Source organism: Pseudomonas sp. PDM13 (assembly GCF_025685765.1).
Lineage (GTDB): Bacteria > Pseudomonadota > Gammaproteobacteria > Pseudomonadales > Pseudomonadaceae > Metapseudomonas > Metapseudomonas solani.
This window is the reverse complement of the sequence record NZ_JAOTQU010000019.1, coordinates 18,197-35,584: the sequence shown is the minus strand read 5'-3', so window position 1 is coordinate 35,584 and position 17,388 is coordinate 18,197. Positions and strand designations below refer to the sequence as shown.

Sequence of the window (17,388 nt, the reverse complement as noted above, 5' to 3'; positions counted from 1 at the left end):
CCGGGGCTTCAGGTATAACGCCAGCCCGTGGTTCAGGCGGGATAGAGGTGGACGATGCGCTTGCCGTTATGCAGGTCGTGGATCTTGTAGCCCTGCAGTACGCTCTCCCAGAACGAAGCCGCGATATCGCTCTCGATCTCCAGAACCAGCTCATCCTTGCCCCGCATCTTCAGCAGGTCGATGATCTGAGCCACCGCGCGCCTGCCCACCCCCTTGCCACGAGCGGGCACTGCAACGAACAGCCGGAAGATCTCGAAGAAGCCCGAATTGCCGGCAGAAGCGCCTCGGATCACCGCAAAGCCAACGTAGTCCCCCCCAAGCGCCACCAGGTAGCACTCCTCGTCCAGCGCCGCGGACAACTCCCCGCTCATGACCTGCCTGAAACTGCTGTAACCATCCAGCTCGAGCAGCTTCTCCGCAGCCTGGATACCCGGAGCGCCCGCCAGGTGAATGGAAACCCGATCCGACATGAAGAACTCCTTTCCGTGGTTGATTTCGGGCGCATCCTAGCGGCTTGAAATCACCCGGAATTGATCCGGCGCATGGCGCTCCGCACTCTCCATCTCCCTGCCATCCGTGTTCGTGACGGGGTTGGCAACGCTGCTCCTATGGGGCGGTAGCGAGGAGCCGCATGCGATGAAGACTCACCTGGGGAGCTTACAAGCCACAGCCCCCGCCAGTGCCCCGTTGGAATGGGATGAATCATTTCGCGCCACGCCAGCCATTTGGCAGTAAACTTACCGCCAAGTGTCAAAGCAGGAGCCTGCAACATGAGCACCACCGCATCCACCGAGCAACAGGGCAAGCGTGCCACCAAGGCGCTTAAGCAAGGCAAGGACAGGACTTCGGACATCCTGCTCCGGGGCCGTGCGCGCTTCGATGACCGCATATCCATCTACAAGCTGACGGAGAAAGGCATCCCGCTTTCTGATGTGATCAGCTTCGTGTCCTCGGTCACGCTGCTGAAGGACGAGCAGATGCTGATGAAGATCATCGGCCTGTCTGAACGCACCCTGCACCGCCGGCTGAAGAACCCAGACGAGCCCCTGAACCCCGACCAGAGCGCCCGAGCCGTGCGCTTCGCCCAGGTGTTGGAGAAAGCGAAGCTGGTATTCGGCAGCAGCGACGAGGCCGAGCGCTGGATGTCGCAGCCAGTGATGGGGCTGGATAACCACAAACCGGTGGACCTGCTGACCAACCCGATTGGGTTCGAGTTGGTGGATGAGTTCCTCACTCGTCTGGAACACGGGGTCTATCAGTGATCACGACACCGGGGAGCGGTGAAATCCACTTCTGGCGGCTGGACGCAGCACAACATGCCGGCACCTGGGACAGCGGGATCGGAGCGGAGCTGGTCGGTGGGCGCTGGAACTCGAAAGGGGTGAAAGCGGTTTACAGCAGCCTGGACCCGGCAACGGCGATTCTTGAGGTAGCCGTGCACAAGGGCTTCAAGGCATTGGATAACGTGCCGCACATTCTCACTGGCGCACGCATCAAAGACCCTTCAGTGATCCATCGAGTGGACGTGGATACCGTCCCAAACCCCAACTGGTTGGTACCCGGCATCCCCAGCGGTGGCCAGCAGCGCTTTGGCGATGAATTGCTGGCGAAGCACCCGTTTGTGCTGATCCCCTCTTCTGTCTCGCGGCACAGCTGGAACCTGCTGATCAACCCGCTGTTGGCGAAGGGGCTGTATGAGGTGGTGTGCCAGGAGAGGTTCGGGCTGGATACGAGACTGAACCCACCGATGATGCGCCCTCATGAAGCGACGCAGGGCTGATTCACTCCAACTGCGCGTGAAGCCCTTGGTCTCGGGATAGGGGAGCCAGCTCCACTCTGTCTCGCAACCGGTCAAACGTAAGGCTTTCCTGATAAACTCACGCCCCCTCCCGCAAGATGCGGCCCCCGGCCCGATGGGCCACGGCGCCTTCCTTGCGTTTTCGCTTTCCGATCGCCGTACGAAAAATGCTCAACGAACCCATCGCAACCCCAGTAACCACGCGCCCTGCGCTGTCCCGCCGTTTCTCCGTTGCGCCGATGATGGACTGGACCGATAGAAATTGTCGGTTCTTCCTGCGCCTGCTTTCGCGCCATGCGCTGCTGTACACGGAGATGGTGACCACCGGGGCGCTGCTTCAGGGGGATCGTGCGCGCTTCCTGCGCCATGACGAGGCCGAGCACCCGCTGGCGCTGCAGCTGGGCGGCAGCGTGCCGGCCGATCTGGCGGCCTGCGCGCGCTTTGCGGAGGAAGCGGGTTACGACGAGGTGAACCTCAACGTCGGCTGCCCCAGTGACCGGGTGCAGAACAACATGATCGGCGCCTGCCTGATGGGGCATCCGGCGCTGGTGGCCGATTGCGTGAAGGCGATGCTGGATGCGGTGGCGATCCCGGTGACGGTCAAGCACCGCATCGGCATCAACGGGCGCGACAGCTATGCCGAGCTCTGTGATTTCGTCGGCCAGGTCCGCGACGCCGGCTGCCGCAGCTTCACCGTGCACGCGCGCATCGCGATCCTGGAAGGCCTGTCGCCGAAGGAAAACCGTGAAATCCCGCCGCTGCGCTACGACATCGCCGCGCAACTGAAGCAGGATTTCCCGGACCTGGAGCTGATCCTCAACGGCGGCATCAAGACGCTGGACGAGTGCGCGGCCCACCTCGAGGTATTCGACGGCGTGATGCTCGGCCGCGAGGCCTATCACAACCCCTACCTGCTGGCAGGCGTGGATGCCCGGCTATTCGGCGACCAGGCGCCGCAACCGACCCGGGCCGAGGCCCTGACGGCGCTGCGCCCCTATATAGAACGGCACATCGCGGAAGGCGGGCAGATGCATCACATCACCCGCCATGTGCTGGGCCTGGGCCAGGGCTTCCCCGGGGCGCGGCGCTTCCGTCAGCTGCTCTCGGTGGACGTGCACAAGACCCAGGACCCATTGGGCCTGCTGGATCAGGCCACCGAGCTGTTACGCGGCCACTAAGCCGCGCTCTGGCTCCGCGCCAGGCAGTAACCCTTCTGCCCTTCGGGCACGACCAGGCCGCTTTCCAGCATGCGGCCAAGCACCTGGCGCACGCTGATCAGTGACAGGGGCTCGCCGGCGGCGTTGAGGCGCTCGTGCAGCAGGCGGGTGGAGATGCCGCCGGTTTCCTGGCTGGCATCGCAGAGTACTTCCAGCACCTTCAGGCGGGGCAGACTGGTCTTCAGGCCGGCCTCCTGGAGCATGTGGCGCAGGTGCTGGTGGTCGCTCATCGGCATGGCATGACTCCTTGTTGTATCTGTTGCCTGTTCGGCTCGCATCGAGGCTGGCGGTCCTGCTGGCCTCTTTTCCCCCTGCAATTTCAGGGGTTCTACTAATAAAGACGAACGAGAACGAAAAACCCGCAAGAAAAAAGGAAAAAAATCCAAATCCGGCGGTCAGACTGCTGCGGCGGTTCCGCTCGATCCCTCAGGGAAGAATGACGCGGGACAAGGCCACGAATTTACCCGCACCGCCCCGTTGAGCGGGCCAGGCGGCTCGGGTAAGGTCATGCAATCTGCAACGACAAGGCTTCGTCCATGACATCCAAGCTGGATCAACTCAAGCAGTTCACCACCGTGGTCGCCGACACCGGCGACCTCGACGCCATCGCCCGCCTCAAGCCGGTCGATGCCACCACCAATCCCTCGCTGCTACTCAAGGCCGCCGCCCTGCCCCGCTACGCCGAATTGCTCGACGCGGCGGTCGCCGGCAGCGCGGGCGACCTGGGCCTGGCCTGTGACCGCTTCGGCGTCGCCGTCGGCCAGGAGATTCTCAAGGTGATCCCGGGGCGCATCTCCACGGAAGTGGACGCCCGCCTGTCCTTCGACACCCAGGCCACGCTGCGTCGCGCCGAACGCCTGATCGGCCTCTACGACAAGGCCGGCATCGGCCGCGACCGCGTGCTGATCAAGATCGCCTCCACCTGGGAAGGCATCCGCGCCGCCGAGCAGCTGGAGCGCGACGGCATCCAGACCAACCTCACCCTGCTGTTCAACTTCGCCCAGGCGGTCGCCTGTGCCGATGCCGGGGTCTTCCTCATCTCCCCCTTCGTCGGGCGCATCTACGACTGGTACAAGAAGGCCGAGGGCCGCGACTTCGCAGGCGCCGAAGACCCGGGCGTGCAGTCGGTCTCGCGCATCTATCGCTACTACAAGGCCCACGGCTACGACACAGTGGTGATGGGTGCGAGCTTCCGCAACCTCGGCCAGATCGAGCAGCTGGCCGGCTGCGACCGCCTGACTATCAGCCCCGATCTTCTGCAACAGCTGGCGGACGATACCGGCAGCCTGGAACGCACGCTCAGCGCGAGCAACGACAACGAGCCACGCGTCGCCCTGGACCAGGCCCAGTTCCGCTGGCAGTTCAACGAAGACGCCATGGCTACCGAGAAGCTCGCGGAAGGCATCCGCCTGTTCGCCCGCGACCAGGAAAAGCTCGAAGCCCTGCTCAACGCCCGCCAGAAATAAAAACGCGCGCGCAGCCACAAGGCTGCGCGCGCGGGTTCACCAATCAGGGGGAAAGACGATCAGCTGCGCTCGAGGGCGCTCACCAGATCGTGGAAGGCTTCTCGATTGGACTCATTGAGCCCCATCAGGATGCGGTGTGCTTCCAGCACCTTGGTGCGTACCACGTCCTCGGTCTGGTCCTGCGGAGGCAGGTCTTCCAGGCATTCCGGGCATGGCAGCGGCTTGCCGACGATGTTGAACACCTGGTCGAACCCCATCGACTGCAACAGTCGAGTGATGTCCGGGTGGGTGGTCACCACGGTCGGCAACAGTCCTACCTTCTGCCGCGAGAGGATCGACAGCTTGGCCAGCAGGCCCAATGTAGTGCTGTCGATGCTGCGAGTTTCCGTGAGATCGATGACGATCGCAGAGAAATTCAGCGCGGAGAAGATCTTTTCAATGGTCGCATCCAGAGCCGAACACAAGGTAAGGCGAATTTCACCGACGAACTTCAGGACGAAGGTTCCGTCCTGCTCGGCAAACTGGATTTTACCGGTACTCATGCAAGGTTCCTGCTCAACACCAGCAAGGCGATATCATCCGGCATCTCGCCCAGATTGGCCAGTCCAAACACCTGTCGCAAGCCATCCAGACTGCCACCTGCCGTGCACACCAATTCCGGTAGCACAGCCTCTTTTTCTTTGAGCGTATCTCCCGGCAAAAGGTCCAGAATGCCGTCGGATAAAAGCGTCAGGCTGAAGGACTCCGGCAGCTCGAGGACCTGGTCCTCGTAAGTCGCCTCATCGAACAGCCCAACCGGAAGGCCGCGCCCGCTCAGGTAACGCGCCTTGCCTTCGCTGAACAGCACCGGCAGCGGCAGGTGCCCGCCGATGCTGTAGGTCAGAAGACCGCTTTCTTCGTCTATCACCCCGCCGAGCATGGTCACGTGCTTGCCCAGCTTGCAGTTGATCAACCCACGGTTGATATGGCCGAGCACATCGGAAGGCTTGAACTCCGGGAGCAGCCCGCCGCGCCGGGACTCATAGAGCAGCCGGGTGGTCATGAATTTCAGCAGCACGGTGACGAAGGCCGACGACGCGCCATGGCCGGAAACATCGGCCAGGTAGAAGGCGACGCGGTGATCGTCCACGCGGAAGTAATCGACGAAATCCCCCGACAGGTACAGCGACGGGATGATCTGGTGGGCGAACTTCAGCCCATCCACCGTCCAGGGCGTCACCGGCAGCATGTTCATCTGCACCTGGCGCCCGGCGTTCTGGTCTTCCTGCAGCAGGTGCAGGCTGGCCTGGAGTTCGCGGTTGGCCGCTTCCAGCTCTTCGCGGTAGCGCTGGTTCTCCACGCGCAGGGCGTGGCGGTCCAGCGCCCGGTGCACCGAGTGCTCCAGCACCGCCAGGTCTTCCAGGGGTTTGATCAGGTAGTCGGCCGCGCCCAGGCGCAGCGCTTCCACGGCATCGCTCATGACGCCAGCGCCGGACACGACAATGACCGGGGTATCGGACTGGAGTTGATTGACGCGGCGGATGAGTTCGAGGCCATCGACCTGTGGCATGCGCAGGTCGCAGATCACCAGGTCAGGATGTTCCTGCTCGAAAACCTGCAGCCCCTGCAAGCCATTGGCAGCCTGCAGGACGCTGAAACCACTGTCTTCCAGATAGGCCGCAAGGCTTGCGCGCACTACCTCGTCGTCATCGATGATCAGCAGCTTGGCACTGGTATTGTGCATGGAGTATCCAGGCAAACGGCGCCAGGGGACGGGCTGGTTGAACACCCGGCCCAAGGCCCTGGTGCGCGTATGGGGGTTCGCTTCAAGGCGCAGACGGTACTCCCATCCGCGGGGCGATTCAAGCGTGCACCGATTGTCGAAACCCGCCTTTACACAAGAAATCGACGGGAGTTATAAGAAGCTCGGGGAGAGTCCATCAAATACAAGAGGACAGTGGCAATGAGCCAAAGCGATCGAGCCTATAGCGAGAAACGCGATTTCATCCGGATGCAAGTCGAAGCCCATGTCGTCCTGCATCATGCCGGACGCGAGATTCCCGCCCTTTGCCGCGACCTCTCCAGTACCGGCATGCAGCTGGAAGCGGACGTGGAGCTGGCGATCGGCGACAAGGTCAAGGTCCACATCCCATCCGACCACGCCGAACTGCAGGGCCTCCTGGCCGAAGCCGAGGTGGTGCGCCTGAGTGACGGGGAGAACGGTGGCAAGTCCATCGGGCTCGCCATCATCTCGATGCGCTGAGCAACGTGCGGAAACGAAAAAGGCGGCCCGATGGCCGCCTTTTTTCATACCCGCGAACGCTTAGAAGTCGTCCTCGACCTCGCCGTCGCGCACCTTGAACTCACGGTTCTGCAGGTAGGCGTTGCGGATGAAGTTGTACTTGTCGCCCTGGATGAACTTCTCCGCCGACAGCAGGTTGGCGCGGGCGTCGATGACGTTCACGCCACGGATCACGTTGCGCGTCGGCACGTGGTCGATGTACGGGTACGGGCCCAGGTAGCTGTCCGGGATCTTCGCCGGCGCGTCGCGCAGGGTGCTCGAGCCCAGCAGCGGCAGCACCACGTACGGGCCGCTGCCCACGCCCCAGGCGCCCAGGGTCTGGCCGAAGTCCTCGTCGTTGCGCTGCAGCCCCATGCGGGTGGCCACGTCGAACACGCCCAGCAGGCCGAAGGTGGTGTTGAAGATCAGGCGACCGGTGTCGACGCCGGCGTCATGGAACTTCGCCTGCAGCAGGTCGTTGGCCAGGTTGCCGACATCGCCGACGTTGTTGAAGACGTTGTGCACGCCGCTCTCGACGATGTCCGGGGTCACCGCCTGGTAGCCCTGGGCGACAGGTTTCAGCGCATAGGTATCCAGGGTGTCGTTGAAGCGGAAGATCACCCGGTTGACGCCTTCCCACGGATCGCTTTCCGCCGCATTCGCCGCCAGCGGCAGCAGTGCCAGCCCCGCTACGCAGCACACACGACCCAGACGATCGAGCCACCCGGTGGCGATCATTCGCATTGCAGACTCTCCTAGAGAAAAGTAGTGTGGCGAACCCGTGGGCCGCCCGGTGAGGCGCGCATTATACGGCCATCGGGAACTCAATAGGCAGCATAGCGAAGGCGCCCGATGCAGGAAAAACGATTGCTTCATATTGCCCGCATCCCGGTGCGCTGGGGCGACATGGACAGCTACGGCCACGTCAACAACACCCTCTATATCCAATACCTGGAAGAAGCCCGCGTCGCCTGGTTCGAGCAGCACGGCATCCCCATGACCAACGTCGAGCAGGGCCCGGTGGTATTGCAGACCCTGCACACCTACCTCAAGCCCGTGGTGCACCCCGCCACCGTGGTCATCCAGCTGTTCGCCGGCAAGGTCGGCACCTCCAGCCTGGTGGTCGAGCACCGCCTGAGCACCGAGGAAGACCCGCACACCCTCTACGGCGAGGGCTACTGCAAGCTGGTCTGGGTCGATCACGCCGGCAACCGCCCGGTCCCCGTCCCCGCCAGCCTGCGCGAGCTGATGAACGGCAGCTGAGCCGTCATCTTTCCTTAATCCAGCCGTCATGCGGCCTCGCTAGGCTGGGGCCTGACCCCGTCAGGATGACCTTGCCATGCCCACCAGCACACCGCCCGCATTCAATGCCCTGCTCTTCGGCCTCTCCGGCTGCCTCGTGGATTTCGGCGCCAGGACGCTCCCCGTAGCCCTGACCCGCACCCTGCCCCGCTGCACCGCGGAGCGCCTGCAGGAAGCCGCCACCCTGCCGCCGACCCAGGCCCTCGGCCATGCCCTGCAACGCCCGGCCAAGGCCGCCGAACTGGCGCGCTTCAACGAAGCCCTGGCCAGCGCCGCCGATGAACACGCCGAAGCCGCCCCCGGGCTGGACCAGCTCCTCGACCTGCTCGCCGCCCGGCAGATCCCCGGCGCCTGGCTCGACGAGCTGCCCGAAGGCACCACCCACGCCCTCGCCGGCCCCCTGGCCAGCACCCTGGCCGCCGGCAACGACCCCGAAAGCCGCCCCTGGCCAGCCCCCGACGCCTGCTGGCGGGCCCTCGCCGCCCTGGGCGTGGAGCGCCTGGAAGGCTGCGTGCTGGTCAGCAGCGAACCGCGCCTGCTCCAGGCCGGCCTCAATGCCGGGCTCTGGACCGTCGGCCTCGCCGCCAGCGGCCGCCTCTGTGGCCAGGCCCTGGGCGACTGGCAAGCCCTCGCCGCCAACGAGCGCGACCCCCTGCGTGCCCGCGCCACCCTGGAGCTCTACCGCCTGGGCGCGCACTCGGTGATCGACCACCTGGGCGAGCTGCCCGCCTGCCTGGACGACCTCGCGGCGCGCCGGCAGAAAGGCGAAAAGCCCTGACCGCGCAATTGTTACAGCCTTGATCGGGATCAGGCGCGCGCGGCACTCCTGGATTAATCTCAACGACACGAGGGACCTTTTGGCAGCCGCCGGAGGTCCACTCCTGAGTCATATGAAAGGAGAACGCCATGTCTGAACGTCTGCAGCAGCAACTGCAAGAACTGCGCGAGCAGTTGGCCAGCGACGCCCCGATGGATGAGCACGAGCGCGCCGAGTTGAACACGCTGATCCAGGACATCGAACTGCAACTGGCCACCGAACCGGCCACCCCGCCCGACGACAGCCTGGTGGACGGCGTCAACCTCGCGGTCGAGCGCTTCGAGATCAAGCACCCGACCCTGGCCGGCACCCTGCGCAACATCGTCCAGAGCCTGGCGAACATGGGCATCTGAACGCCCGCAAACGAAAAACCCCGGCCATGTGCCGGGGTTTTGCATTCTGGGGCCGTGGCCGGGCTTCAGCCCGGCATCCCGCGCCGCCTACTGCCGCGCCAGCCGCCCGTTGTCCGGTGCCAGCTCATGGGTGCTGCGGTAGGGGTTGATGTCCAGCCCGCCCCGACGCACGTAGCGGGCATGCACCGTCAGGTACTCCGGCTTGAGCAGGCGCTGCAGGTCGAGGAAGACGCGCTCCACGCACTGCTCGTGGAAGTCGCAGTGCTGGCGGAAGCTGACGATATAGGCCAGGAAGCTGGCGTGATCCAGGCGCGCGCCCTTGTACTCCACCACCAGGGTGCCCCAGTCCGGCTGGCTGGTGACCGGGCAGTTGGACTTCAACAGGTGGCTGTGCAGCGCCTCCTCCACCACCTCGCCGGCATCGGCACGCAGCAGCTCCGGCTGCGGGTGCTCGTAGTTGGCGATGGCCACGTCCAGGTCGTCGATGCAGGTCCCGGCGGCGCGGGCCACGCCTTCGGCTTCCACCTCGGCCAGGCTGCGCACGCGCACCTTCACCGGCGCGCCGGCGGCGGCCGACAGGTCCTTCTCCAGCACCGCCACCAGTTCGGCGGCATTGGCGAAGGCGCTCTGGTTCAGCGAGTTGAGGTAAAGCTTGAACGACTTCGACTCGATGATGTTCGGCGAGGCCGCCGGGATGGCGAACTCGCCGATGGCCACCACTGGCTTGCCGGACGGGGTCAGCCAGGACAGCTCATAGCAGTTCCAGAAATCCACGCCCTTATAAGGCAGGGTCTCCGCCGTCAGCCCCAGCTCGTTCCACTTCGCCACGCGGGAGATGGGGAACAGCAGTTGCGGGCTGTAGGTGCTGATGTACTCGCTGGATTTGCCCAGCGGCGAGTGTTCGGCGGGATGCTGCATGAGGAAGGCGACCTGAGCGGGAAAACCCGGCAATTGTATACAGGCCGCCACCCACCGCGAAACCCGCGCGGCGCCCGGTCAGAACCAGGCGCGCAGCCCCACCACCCAGGCCCCCTCCTCGTCCGCCTCGCCCTCCTGCCGCAGCCAATCGCCGCTGCGCCCATAGGTGCGCTCCCACTCGTAGCCGACATAGGGCGAGAAGTCCGGCGCCAGCCGCCAATGCAGGCGCAGCCCGGTCTCCAGCGTGCTGCCGCCAGCGCCGCGCCCCAGGTCGTGGTCGTCGGCCAGGGCCAGGTCGTATTCCAGGCGCGGCTCCAGCACCAGACTGCGGGTCAGCAGCAGCTCGTACTCCGCCTCCAGGCGCAGGGAGGGGTCGCCCCGCTCGCTGAGGAACAGGTTCGCCTCCACCTCGAACCACTGCGGCGCCAGCCCCTTGAGGCCGAGCACCGCGTGGCTGCGCGAAGGCCCGGGCTGGTCGTCGTGGCGCAGCCCCGCCTGCCAGTCGAAGAAGTCGCTGACCATGCGCCGATAGAGCAGCTGCGTCTCGCTGTCCACGGTCGGCCCGCCGGCATCGCGCACGCCTTCGCTCTTCAGCACCAGCTTGTGCAGGTCAGTGCCGTACCAGCCCTCCGCCTCCCAGGCCAGCTGGGCGTCGTCGCCGTGGAAACGGCTCTCCAGGCGATCGAAGCCGAAGTAGCCGACGGGCATGGCGTCCATGTCCATCGCCAGCGCTGCCGGGCTGGCCAATGCCGCCAGCAATCCCCACTTAATGCTGCGCATGAGCGGCCTCCCCCTTGCTGTCCATCTCCATCGCGTCGCCCAGGGAACGGCTGCTGCCGTCGGGCGCCTCGACGATCACCTTGCGGAACATGCCGCTGGCCATGTGGTAGATCAGGTGGCAGTGGAAGGCCCACTCACCGATGGCGTCGGCCGGCACGTCCACTTCCAGGGTGCTGCCGGGCGCCACGTTGACCACGTGCTTGAGCGGGTTGAGCCGCCCGTTGCCCTTGTCCAGCTGCATCCACATGCCATGCAGGTGCATGGGGTGGTTCATCATCGTCTGGTTGACGAAGCGGAAGCGCACGCGCTCGCCGTAGCGCAGGCGGATAGGCTCGGCCTCCGAATACTTCACCCCGTCGAAGGACCAGAAGTAGCGCTCCATGTTGCCGGTGAGCTTCAGCTCGATGGTGCGGTCCGGCGCGCGGTAGCGGGCGTCCGGGCGCATCGCCTTGAGGTCGCCGTAGACCAGCACGCGCCCGCCCTCGGCCTCCGGCGCCACGCCGCTACCCGGCGCGTAGTCGGGGTTGCCCGCCGGCGCCTGTGGCATCCCGTGGCCCATGGCGGCGTGGTCCATGCCTGCCATGTCACCCATATCGCCCATGTCGTGAGCCATGCCCATGTCGGCCATGGTCAGGCGGCGCGGCGCACCCAGGGGCGGCACCTCGCCGGCCATTCCCTCGCGCGGCGCCAGGGTGGCACGCACCAGGCCACGCCTGTCCATGGATTCGGCCAACAGCGAATAGGCGCGGTCCTCGGTCGGCTGCACGATCACGTCATAGGTTTCCGCCACCGCCATGCGCAGGCGGTCCACCGTCACCGGCAACACGTCGTTGCCATCGGCCTGCACCACGGTCATCGGCAACCCGGGGATGCGCAGGTCGAAGTAGCTCATGCCCGAGGCGTTGATCAGGCGCAGGCGCACCCGTTCGCCCGGCTTGAACAATGCCGTCCAGTTCTGCCCGGTGTCGCGGCCGTTGACCAGGAAGCGGAAGCCGCTGACATCGGCGATATCGGTCGGCGACATGCGCATGTCACCCCAGGCCCAGCGGTCCTTCAGCGTCGCCCAGACGCCATCGCGAGCGGCATCGCGGAAGAAGTCCCCGACGGTCAGCTTCTGGTCGTTGTAGTACTCGGCGTCCTTCTTCAGGTTGGCCAGGGTGCGTTCGGGTTTCTCGTCCTGCCAGTCGAACAGCATCACCGTGTATTCGCGGTCGTAGCGGTACGGCTCGCGGGCCCGGGGCTCGATGACCAGCGGCCCGTACAACCCCTCCTGTTCCTGGAAGTCGCTGTGGGCGTGGTACCAGTAGGTGCCCGACTGCTGCAGGCGGAAGCGGTAGGTGAAGGTCTGCCCGGGCTTGATGCCGGGGAAGCTGATGCCCGGCACGCCGTCCTGGTCGTAGGGCAGGATGATCCCGTGCCAGTGCAGCGAGGTGTCGCGGTCCAGGCGGTTGGTGACGCGGATCTCCACCTCCTCGCCCTCCTTGAAGCGCAACTCCGGGGCGGGGGACTGGCCATTGATGGTCAGCGCCGGCCGGCGGCCATCGCTCAGCTCGACCTGCCCCTCGTCGATCACCAGGTCGTAGCTGCCGCCCAGGGCGTTGGCGGCCAGGGCCAGCAGCCCGGCGCCGATCAGCACCCGCTTCATGGCGTGACCTTGAGGCTGCCCACCATCCCCGCCTGGTAATGCCCGGGGATATTGCAGGCGAATTCCAGCCCGGTGGTGGCGCTGAAGGTCCAGGTCAGCTCGGCGGTCTTGCCCGGCTCCACCAGCACACTGTTGGGGTCGTCGTGCTTCATCATCGCGCCATGGTCCATGCCGGCCATGTCGTGGCCCATCTTGCTGTGGTCCATCTGGCCCATGTTGTGGTTCATACCGGTGGGAGTGAGCATGCCCATCTGCTGCATCTGCAGCATTTCCTTCTGGTGCGCCGCATGCATGGCGGCGTCGCCCAGGTTGAACTCGTGCAGCAGGCCGCCCGTGTTCTTCAGCACGAAGCGCACCGTCTCACCCGCCTTCACCTCCAGGCTGGCCGGCTCGTAATACATGTCGCCGAGGGTGATCTCCACGGTGCGGTCGGCCTCGGCGGCCTTGCCCGGGTGACCGAAGGCATAGCCACCGGCCGGGGTGTCGGCCAGCACCGGCAGGCTGATGGACAGGCCCAGGGCCAGGGCGATGAGAGAGGATTTCATAAGGCGCTCCTTGAGTGACGATGGCGCCACCTTAAGCACCCCAGGCTGGCGCCTGGCTGACCGCGACATTACAACTTTGTCAGCTTGCGCCACCGGCGGCCGCCGGCGCGGTATAAAGCAAGCGTTCCCCGCCACGAGTGCCCCATGAAACTGCTGATCGTCGAAGACGAACCCAAGACCGGCCACTACCTGCGCCAGGGCCTGGGCGAAGCCGGCTTCCTCGCCGACCTCGCCAGCGACGGCATTGCCGGCCAGCACCTGGCCCTCACCGGCGACTACGACCTGGTGATCCTCGACGTCATGCTCCCCGGCCGCGACGGCTGGCAGGTCCTGCGCGCCCTGCGCGACGCCGGCCTGGAGATCCCCGTGCTGTTCCTCACCGCCCGCGACGCCGTGGAAGACCGCGTGCGCGGCCTGGAACAGGGCGCCGACGACTACCTGGTCAAGCCCTTCGCCTTCGCCGAGCTGCTGGCCCGGGTGCGCACCCTGCTGCGCCGGGGCGCCACCGGCCAGCAGGAAACCAGCCTGCAACTGGCCGACCTGCGCCTCGACCTGCTGCGCCGCCGGGTCGAGCGCGACGGCCAGCGCATCGACCTCACCGCCAAGGAATTCGCCCTGCTGGAACTGCTGCTGCGCCGCCACGGCGAGGTGCTGCCCAAGTCGCTGATCGCCTCCCAGGTCTGGGACATGAACTTCGACAGCGACACCAACGTCATCGAGGTCGCCATCCGCCGCCTGCGCGCCAAGGTCGACGACGCCTGGTCGACCAAGCTCATCCACACCGTGCGCGGCATGGGCTACGTGCTCGAGGCGCGGGACGCCTGATGCGCCGCCTGTCCCTCGGCGCCCGCCTCAGCCTGCTGTTCGCCGCCTGCACCGCCGCCGTCTCGCTGATCGCCGGCCTGCTCTTCGACCGCGCCAGCGCCGCGCACTTCGTCGAACTCGACCAGCAACTGCTGGCCGGCAAGGTCGAGGTGTTCCGCAGCATCCTCGGCCCGGCGCGCAACGCCGAAGCCATCGGCCGCCACGAAGACGAACTGCGCACCGAGCTGGAACGCCACCCCGACCTGGCCCTGCGCATCCTCGGCGCCGACGGCGAACCCTGGTTCGACAGCCAGGCCGTCTCCGGCGCCGGCCATGACAGCCACAGCGACACCGCCTGGCGCCGCTTCGACGCGCCCCTGGAGCCGGAGCGCGCGCAATCGCCCCGGCTGGAACTGCGCCTGGACATCACCCACCACCAGCACTTCCTCGAACGCATGCAGCGGCTGATCTGGCTCACCGTCGGCCTCAGCGCCCTGGCCACCGCCCTGCTCGGCGCCTGGGCCGTGCGCAACGGCCTGCGCCCCCTGCGGCGGATGACCGAAGTCGCCGCCGGCGTCTCCGCCAGCTCGCTCACCACGCGCCTGGCCGACGACCGGCTGCCTGCCGAGCTGGCTGGCCTCACCCAGGCCTTCAACGCCATGCTTGGCCGCCTCGACGACGCCTTCCAGCGCCTCTCGGCCTTCTCCAGCGACATCGCCCACGAGCTGCGCACGCCGCTGTCCAACCTGCTCACCCAGACCCAGGTCACCCTCGCCCAGCCCCGCGACGGCGACGCCTACCGCGAAGCCCTGCACTCCAACCTCGAAGAGCTGCAGCACCTGGCGCAGATGGTCAACGACATGCTGTTCCTGGCCAAGGCCGAGCACGGCCTGCTCCCCACCCGCCTGGAGCCCCTGCAGCTGGGGGCCGAGCTGGACGCAATGGCGGAATTCTTCGCGCCCCTGGCCGAGGATGGCCAGGTCACCCTCACCCGCCAGGGCGACGCCCGCCTGCCGGCCGACCGCGCCCTGCTGCGCCGCGCCCTGTCCAACCTGATCGACAACGCCCTGCGCTTCACCCCGCCGGGCGGGCACATCCAGCTCCTGGTGCAGCAGGACGCCGGCCAGGTGCGCCTGGAAGTGGCCAACGACGGCACCCCGATCCCCGCCGAACTGCTGCCGCGGCTGTTCGACCGTTTCTTCCGTGGCGACCCGGCGCGCCGTGAAGGCCAGGCGGAGCACGCCGGCCTCGGCCTGGCCATCACCCGCTCCATCGTCCACGCCCACGGCGGCGCCATCCGCTGCGAATCGGCCGGTGGCTGGACGCGCTTCGTGCTGGAGTTCCCGCTAGCGCCCTGAATCGGGGCCGGCGGGCTGGCAGTCGTAGCTCAGCAGCACATCCACGCCCCAGGCCTGCCAGCAGGACGCCTCCAGCACATAGGTCGAGCCGTTGAAGCGCCAGTCGGAAACCCCCTCCCCCTGGTCCGCATACATGCGCACCGGCACATGGCCCTGGCTCAGCGGCCCGCTCACCGCGCCGAGCATGCCCTGCCCTTCCAGCAGCAGTTGCGGCTCGCCTGGGTCATCCACCGCGAACAGCCAATGGGCGTTGCTGCGCTGCACGTTCTGCGACACCAGCACGCCCGGCCGGCCTTCGCCCAGGTCGACCCGGCCGAACCACAGGCTCGCCTTGCCCCAGCCATCGCCCATGTCCTCGTCTTCGGGCGAGTAGTTGCCCGACTGCGCCACCTGTTGGCGCAGGCGCTGCTGCAGGGGCTCCGGCACCTTGCCCGGGAGTTCCGGCAAGGCCAGACCGCCTTCCGGGGCCACCGCCTGCGTCCAGCGCGGGTCGCTCAGTCCCTCGTCCAGCAGCGTCCGCTGGCAGCCGGTGTCGGCCTTGCAGGCCCGCAAGCGCGCCAGCCAGGCATCGAGGGCAGCGGACCACTGCAGGATCGAGCGGTCCGGCGCCAGGCTGCCGTGCAAGCGCAGCGCCATCTGCTGCGCCTTCATCCGCAATTGATCGTCCACGCACAGGCCCGCCCAGTCGCCGCCCAGCCCCTCCAGCGCCACCCGCCGTTCTTCTGGCGACAGGTAGTTCGCACCGTTCAGCACGCAGGGCAGGAACGGCAGCGGCCCCGGCAACTGCTCCAGCTGCGGGTCGGGGAAATGGCGCGCCAGCAGCTCGTCGTAACGGGCCAGCACCTGCCCGCTGCGGTCGATCAGCGCCTCGACGCTGCGCTCGTAGGGCAGCGGCAGGGTCACCACCGCCCGCCCCTCATCGAAATCGTCGATCACTGCCGGGTAGCTCGGGGCGATCACCCAGGCTCCCTGGTGATCGATGAAACCCCACAAGTGGTTCTGCGGCGAACGCGCCGCCGCCAGGCCCTCGTGGAAGCCGTGGGCATCCTCGAAATCCCCCGGCAGCGGGTAGCTGCCGTCCGCCGCCATGAAACGCACCGTACTCGGCGACTGCACCTGCCCCAGGTTCTCCCCGGTGGGCAGGCGCACGGGCAGCAGGCCCTCGCGCAGGCTCAGGTCGAGCGGCTCGCTGTACAACCTTGGCGCCGGGCCGAACAACGGTTTCGCCTGCTCATCCAGCAGGCCCCAGCCCCAGGGCCCGTCCGTCGCCATCACCCGCACGCCTTCGTTCAAGGGGTGCACACGGGTCACCTGCAGGTGCAGCCACTCGCTGAACAGCGCCGGCAGGTCCAGTTCCAGGGGCGGCACCGCCTCCAGCGCCTGGGCGCAATCGCCCAGCGGGTGCTGCGCATCGGCTCCCGGCACCGGCAGCCGCCCATCCGCCGGCAAGCGCCCGAGGGCACGGGCGGAGCGGGTCTCCAGCACCCAGGTGTTGCAACGGCCGGCCGCGCTGGCTCCCAGCTCCTGGCGCACCCCGGCGCTGTCCATCATGAAATTGCCCCGGCCACCATCGGGCGCCGCCAGGGTCTGGCCGCCACGGTAGTCACGGAGGAAATACAGCCCCTCGATCAAGGGGAACGCCGGCTTGCCATCCAGGCCCAGGTAGCCACAGAAGCGCCGCTCGGCCTCCTCGCGGCAAACCATCGCCCGCCCTTCGACAAAGGGCCGGGCAATGCTCAGGCCGGGCGCCACCAGCACCCGCCCCGCGTCATCGGCATAGCCCCAGAGTTCGTCGCGCTTGAAGGCGAAGCGCCCGGCCTGCAACCCGCCACCCACCTGCTGGAACAGTTGCGGCACCTGCAGCGCCCCCTTCGCCGTCACCAGCATGCAGTCACCGCCCAGACGCTGGTCGACCGCCTCGTTGGCGCTCGACCAACGCATGCTGCAGAGCAGCTGCGACGCCGCCTCGGCAGCGCCCGTGCCGCCCATCATCAGCGCCAGGCCCCACAGCAGCGCCTTGCCTCCCTTCACCATGCAACCACTCCCTGCACCCCGTATCGATCGACCACCCGCCGTGCGTTCGACGACGAGCGGCAGCGAATGCTGCGGCGCGACTGTACAGGGC

The 17,388-nt window shown here is 66.7% G+C and carries 20 protein-coding genes; 10 read left to right on the top strand and 10 right to left on the bottom strand.

The genetic code is table 11. The features are described from left to right. Positions 1 to 32 precede the first annotated feature (32 nt). Entirely contained in the window at positions 33 to 470 is a 438-nt protein-coding gene (locus tag OEJ36_RS19435) for a GNAT family N-acetyltransferase (protein ID WP_263402931.1), read from the bottom strand. 300 nt (positions 471 to 770) lie between these two features. Here OEJ36_RS19435 and OEJ36_RS19430 point away from each other — a divergent pair, with 300 nt between their 5' ends. The 3 genes from OEJ36_RS19430 to dusA all read left to right on the top strand — a co-directional run bounded on the left by OEJ36_RS19430 (position 771) and on the right by dusA (position 2,976). Then, entirely contained in the window at positions 771 to 1,262 is a 492-nt protein-coding gene (locus OEJ36_RS19430; protein ID WP_263402929.1) for an antitoxin Xre/MbcA/ParS toxin-binding domain-containing protein, read from the top strand. After that, positions 1,259 to 1,780 (top strand): RES family NAD+ phosphorylase, encoded by a 522-nt coding sequence (locus OEJ36_RS19425; RefSeq protein WP_263402928.1) that lies wholly within the window; start codon positions 1,259 to 1,261, stop codon positions 1,778 to 1,780. The genes OEJ36_RS19430 and OEJ36_RS19425 overlap by 4 nt, the downstream gene beginning before the upstream one ends. 185 nt (positions 1,781 to 1,965) lie before the next feature. After that, positions 1,966 to 2,976 (top strand): tRNA dihydrouridine(20/20a) synthase DusA, encoded by a 1,011-nt coding sequence (gene dusA, locus OEJ36_RS19420; protein WP_263402926.1) that lies wholly within the window; start codon positions 1,966 to 1,968, stop codon positions 2,974 to 2,976. On the opposite strand, the gene OEJ36_RS19415 is transcribed toward dusA, so the two are convergent. Continuing rightward, the gene (locus OEJ36_RS19415) at positions 2,973 to 3,251 is read right to left on the bottom strand and encodes a hypothetical protein (RefSeq protein WP_263402925.1); all 279 of its coding nucleotides are present in this window, start codon (positions 3,249 to 3,251) and stop codon (positions 2,973 to 2,975) included. The two genes, dusA and OEJ36_RS19415, sit on opposite strands and share 4 nt — an antisense overlap. A 300-nt stretch (positions 3,252 to 3,551) precedes the next feature. On the opposite strand from OEJ36_RS19415, the gene tal reads away from it, so the two are divergent. After that, entirely contained in the window at positions 3,552 to 4,481 is a 930-nt protein-coding gene (gene tal / locus OEJ36_RS19410; RefSeq protein WP_263402923.1) for a transaldolase, read from the top strand. A gap of 59 nt (positions 4,482 to 4,540) precedes the next feature. Here tal and rssC read toward each other — a convergent pair whose 3' ends face one another. After that, positions 4,541 to 5,023, bottom strand: coding sequence for an anti-sigma factor antagonist RssC (rssC, locus tag OEJ36_RS19405; protein WP_021219130.1), 483 nt, complete (start codon positions 5,021 to 5,023; stop codon positions 4,541 to 4,543). Continuing rightward, entirely contained in the window at positions 5,020 to 6,204 is a 1,185-nt protein-coding gene (gene rssB, locus OEJ36_RS19400; RefSeq protein ID WP_263402922.1) for a two-component system response regulator RssB, read from the bottom strand. Before rssB ends, rssC begins: the two co-directional genes overlap by 4 nt. Before the next feature lie 219 nt (positions 6,205 to 6,423). Here rssB and OEJ36_RS19395 point away from each other — a divergent pair, with 219 nt between their 5' ends. Then, positions 6,424 to 6,723 (top strand): PilZ domain-containing protein, encoded by a 300-nt coding sequence (locus OEJ36_RS19395; RefSeq protein ID WP_263402921.1) that lies wholly within the window; start codon positions 6,424 to 6,426, stop codon positions 6,721 to 6,723. A 60-nt stretch (positions 6,724 to 6,783) separates the two neighbouring features. Here OEJ36_RS19395 and OEJ36_RS19390 read toward each other — a convergent pair whose 3' ends face one another. Continuing rightward, on the bottom strand, positions 6,784 to 7,485 hold the full coding sequence (locus tag OEJ36_RS19390) for a VacJ family lipoprotein (RefSeq protein ID WP_031287576.1): 702 nt from the start codon (positions 7,483 to 7,485) through the stop codon (positions 6,784 to 6,786). Positions 7,486 to 7,593: 108 nt separating this feature from the next. On the opposite strand from OEJ36_RS19390, the gene OEJ36_RS19385 reads away from it, so the two are divergent. From OEJ36_RS19385 to OEJ36_RS19375, 3 genes are all read left to right on the top strand, one after another. Next, a complete protein-coding gene (locus OEJ36_RS19385) occupies positions 7,594 to 8,004 on the top strand; it encodes an acyl-CoA thioesterase (protein WP_031287577.1) in 411 nt (136 codons plus the stop codon). Positions 8,005 to 8,080: 76 nt separating this feature from the next. Further along, positions 8,081 to 8,821, top strand: a complete 741-nt coding sequence (locus tag OEJ36_RS19380) for a hypothetical protein (RefSeq protein ID WP_021219135.1) — start codon at positions 8,081 to 8,083, stop codon at positions 8,819 to 8,821. 128 nt (positions 8,822 to 8,949) lie between these two features. Next, on the top strand, positions 8,950 to 9,213 hold the full coding sequence (locus tag OEJ36_RS19375) for a DUF4404 family protein (RefSeq protein ID WP_021219136.1): 264 nt from the start codon (positions 8,950 to 8,952) through the stop codon (positions 9,211 to 9,213). An 87-nt stretch (positions 9,214 to 9,300) separates the two neighbouring features. On the opposite strand, the gene queF is transcribed toward OEJ36_RS19375, so the two are convergent. From queF to OEJ36_RS19355, 4 genes are all read right to left on the bottom strand, one after another. Beyond that, a complete protein-coding gene (queF, locus tag OEJ36_RS19370) occupies positions 9,301 to 10,131 on the bottom strand; it encodes an NADPH-dependent 7-cyano-7-deazaguanine reductase QueF (protein ID WP_263402918.1) in 831 nt (276 codons plus the stop codon). 78 nt (positions 10,132 to 10,209) lie between these two features. Beyond that, complete coding sequence (locus tag OEJ36_RS19365) at positions 10,210 to 10,911, bottom strand: copper resistance protein B (RefSeq protein ID WP_263402916.1); 702 nt, start codon at positions 10,909 to 10,911, stop codon at positions 10,210 to 10,212. Further along, positions 10,898 to 12,556, bottom strand: coding sequence for a copper resistance system multicopper oxidase (locus tag OEJ36_RS19360; RefSeq protein WP_263402914.1), 1,659 nt, complete (start codon positions 12,554 to 12,556; stop codon positions 10,898 to 10,900). The genes OEJ36_RS19365 and OEJ36_RS19360 overlap by 14 nt, the downstream gene beginning before the upstream one ends. Further along, positions 12,553 to 13,101 carry a plastocyanin/azurin family copper-binding protein gene (locus tag OEJ36_RS19355; RefSeq protein ID WP_263402912.1) on the bottom strand — a complete coding sequence of 183 codons (549 nt, stop codon included), beginning with the start codon at positions 13,099 to 13,101 and terminating at the stop codon, positions 12,553 to 12,555. Before OEJ36_RS19355 ends, OEJ36_RS19360 begins: the two co-directional genes overlap by 4 nt. Before the next feature lie 144 nt (positions 13,102 to 13,245). Between OEJ36_RS19355 and OEJ36_RS19350 the strand changes: the two genes are divergently transcribed. Further along, complete coding sequence (locus tag OEJ36_RS19350; protein ID WP_263402911.1) at positions 13,246 to 13,926, top strand: heavy metal response regulator transcription factor; 681 nt, start codon at positions 13,246 to 13,248, stop codon at positions 13,924 to 13,926. Continuing rightward, positions 13,926 to 15,263 carry a heavy metal sensor histidine kinase gene (locus tag OEJ36_RS19345; RefSeq protein ID WP_317891590.1) on the top strand — a complete coding sequence of 446 codons (1,338 nt, stop codon included), beginning with the start codon at positions 13,926 to 13,928 and terminating at the stop codon, positions 15,261 to 15,263. Before OEJ36_RS19350 ends, OEJ36_RS19345 begins: the two co-directional genes overlap by 1 nt. Here OEJ36_RS19345 and OEJ36_RS19340 read toward each other — a convergent pair. After that, positions 15,252 to 17,297: a WG repeat-containing protein gene (locus tag OEJ36_RS19340; protein ID WP_263402909.1), complete on the bottom strand. Its 2,046-nt coding sequence runs from the start codon at positions 17,295 to 17,297 to the stop codon at positions 15,252 to 15,254. The two genes, OEJ36_RS19345 and OEJ36_RS19340, sit on opposite strands and share 12 nt — an antisense overlap. Between the last annotated feature and the right edge of the window lie 91 nt (positions 17,298 to 17,388).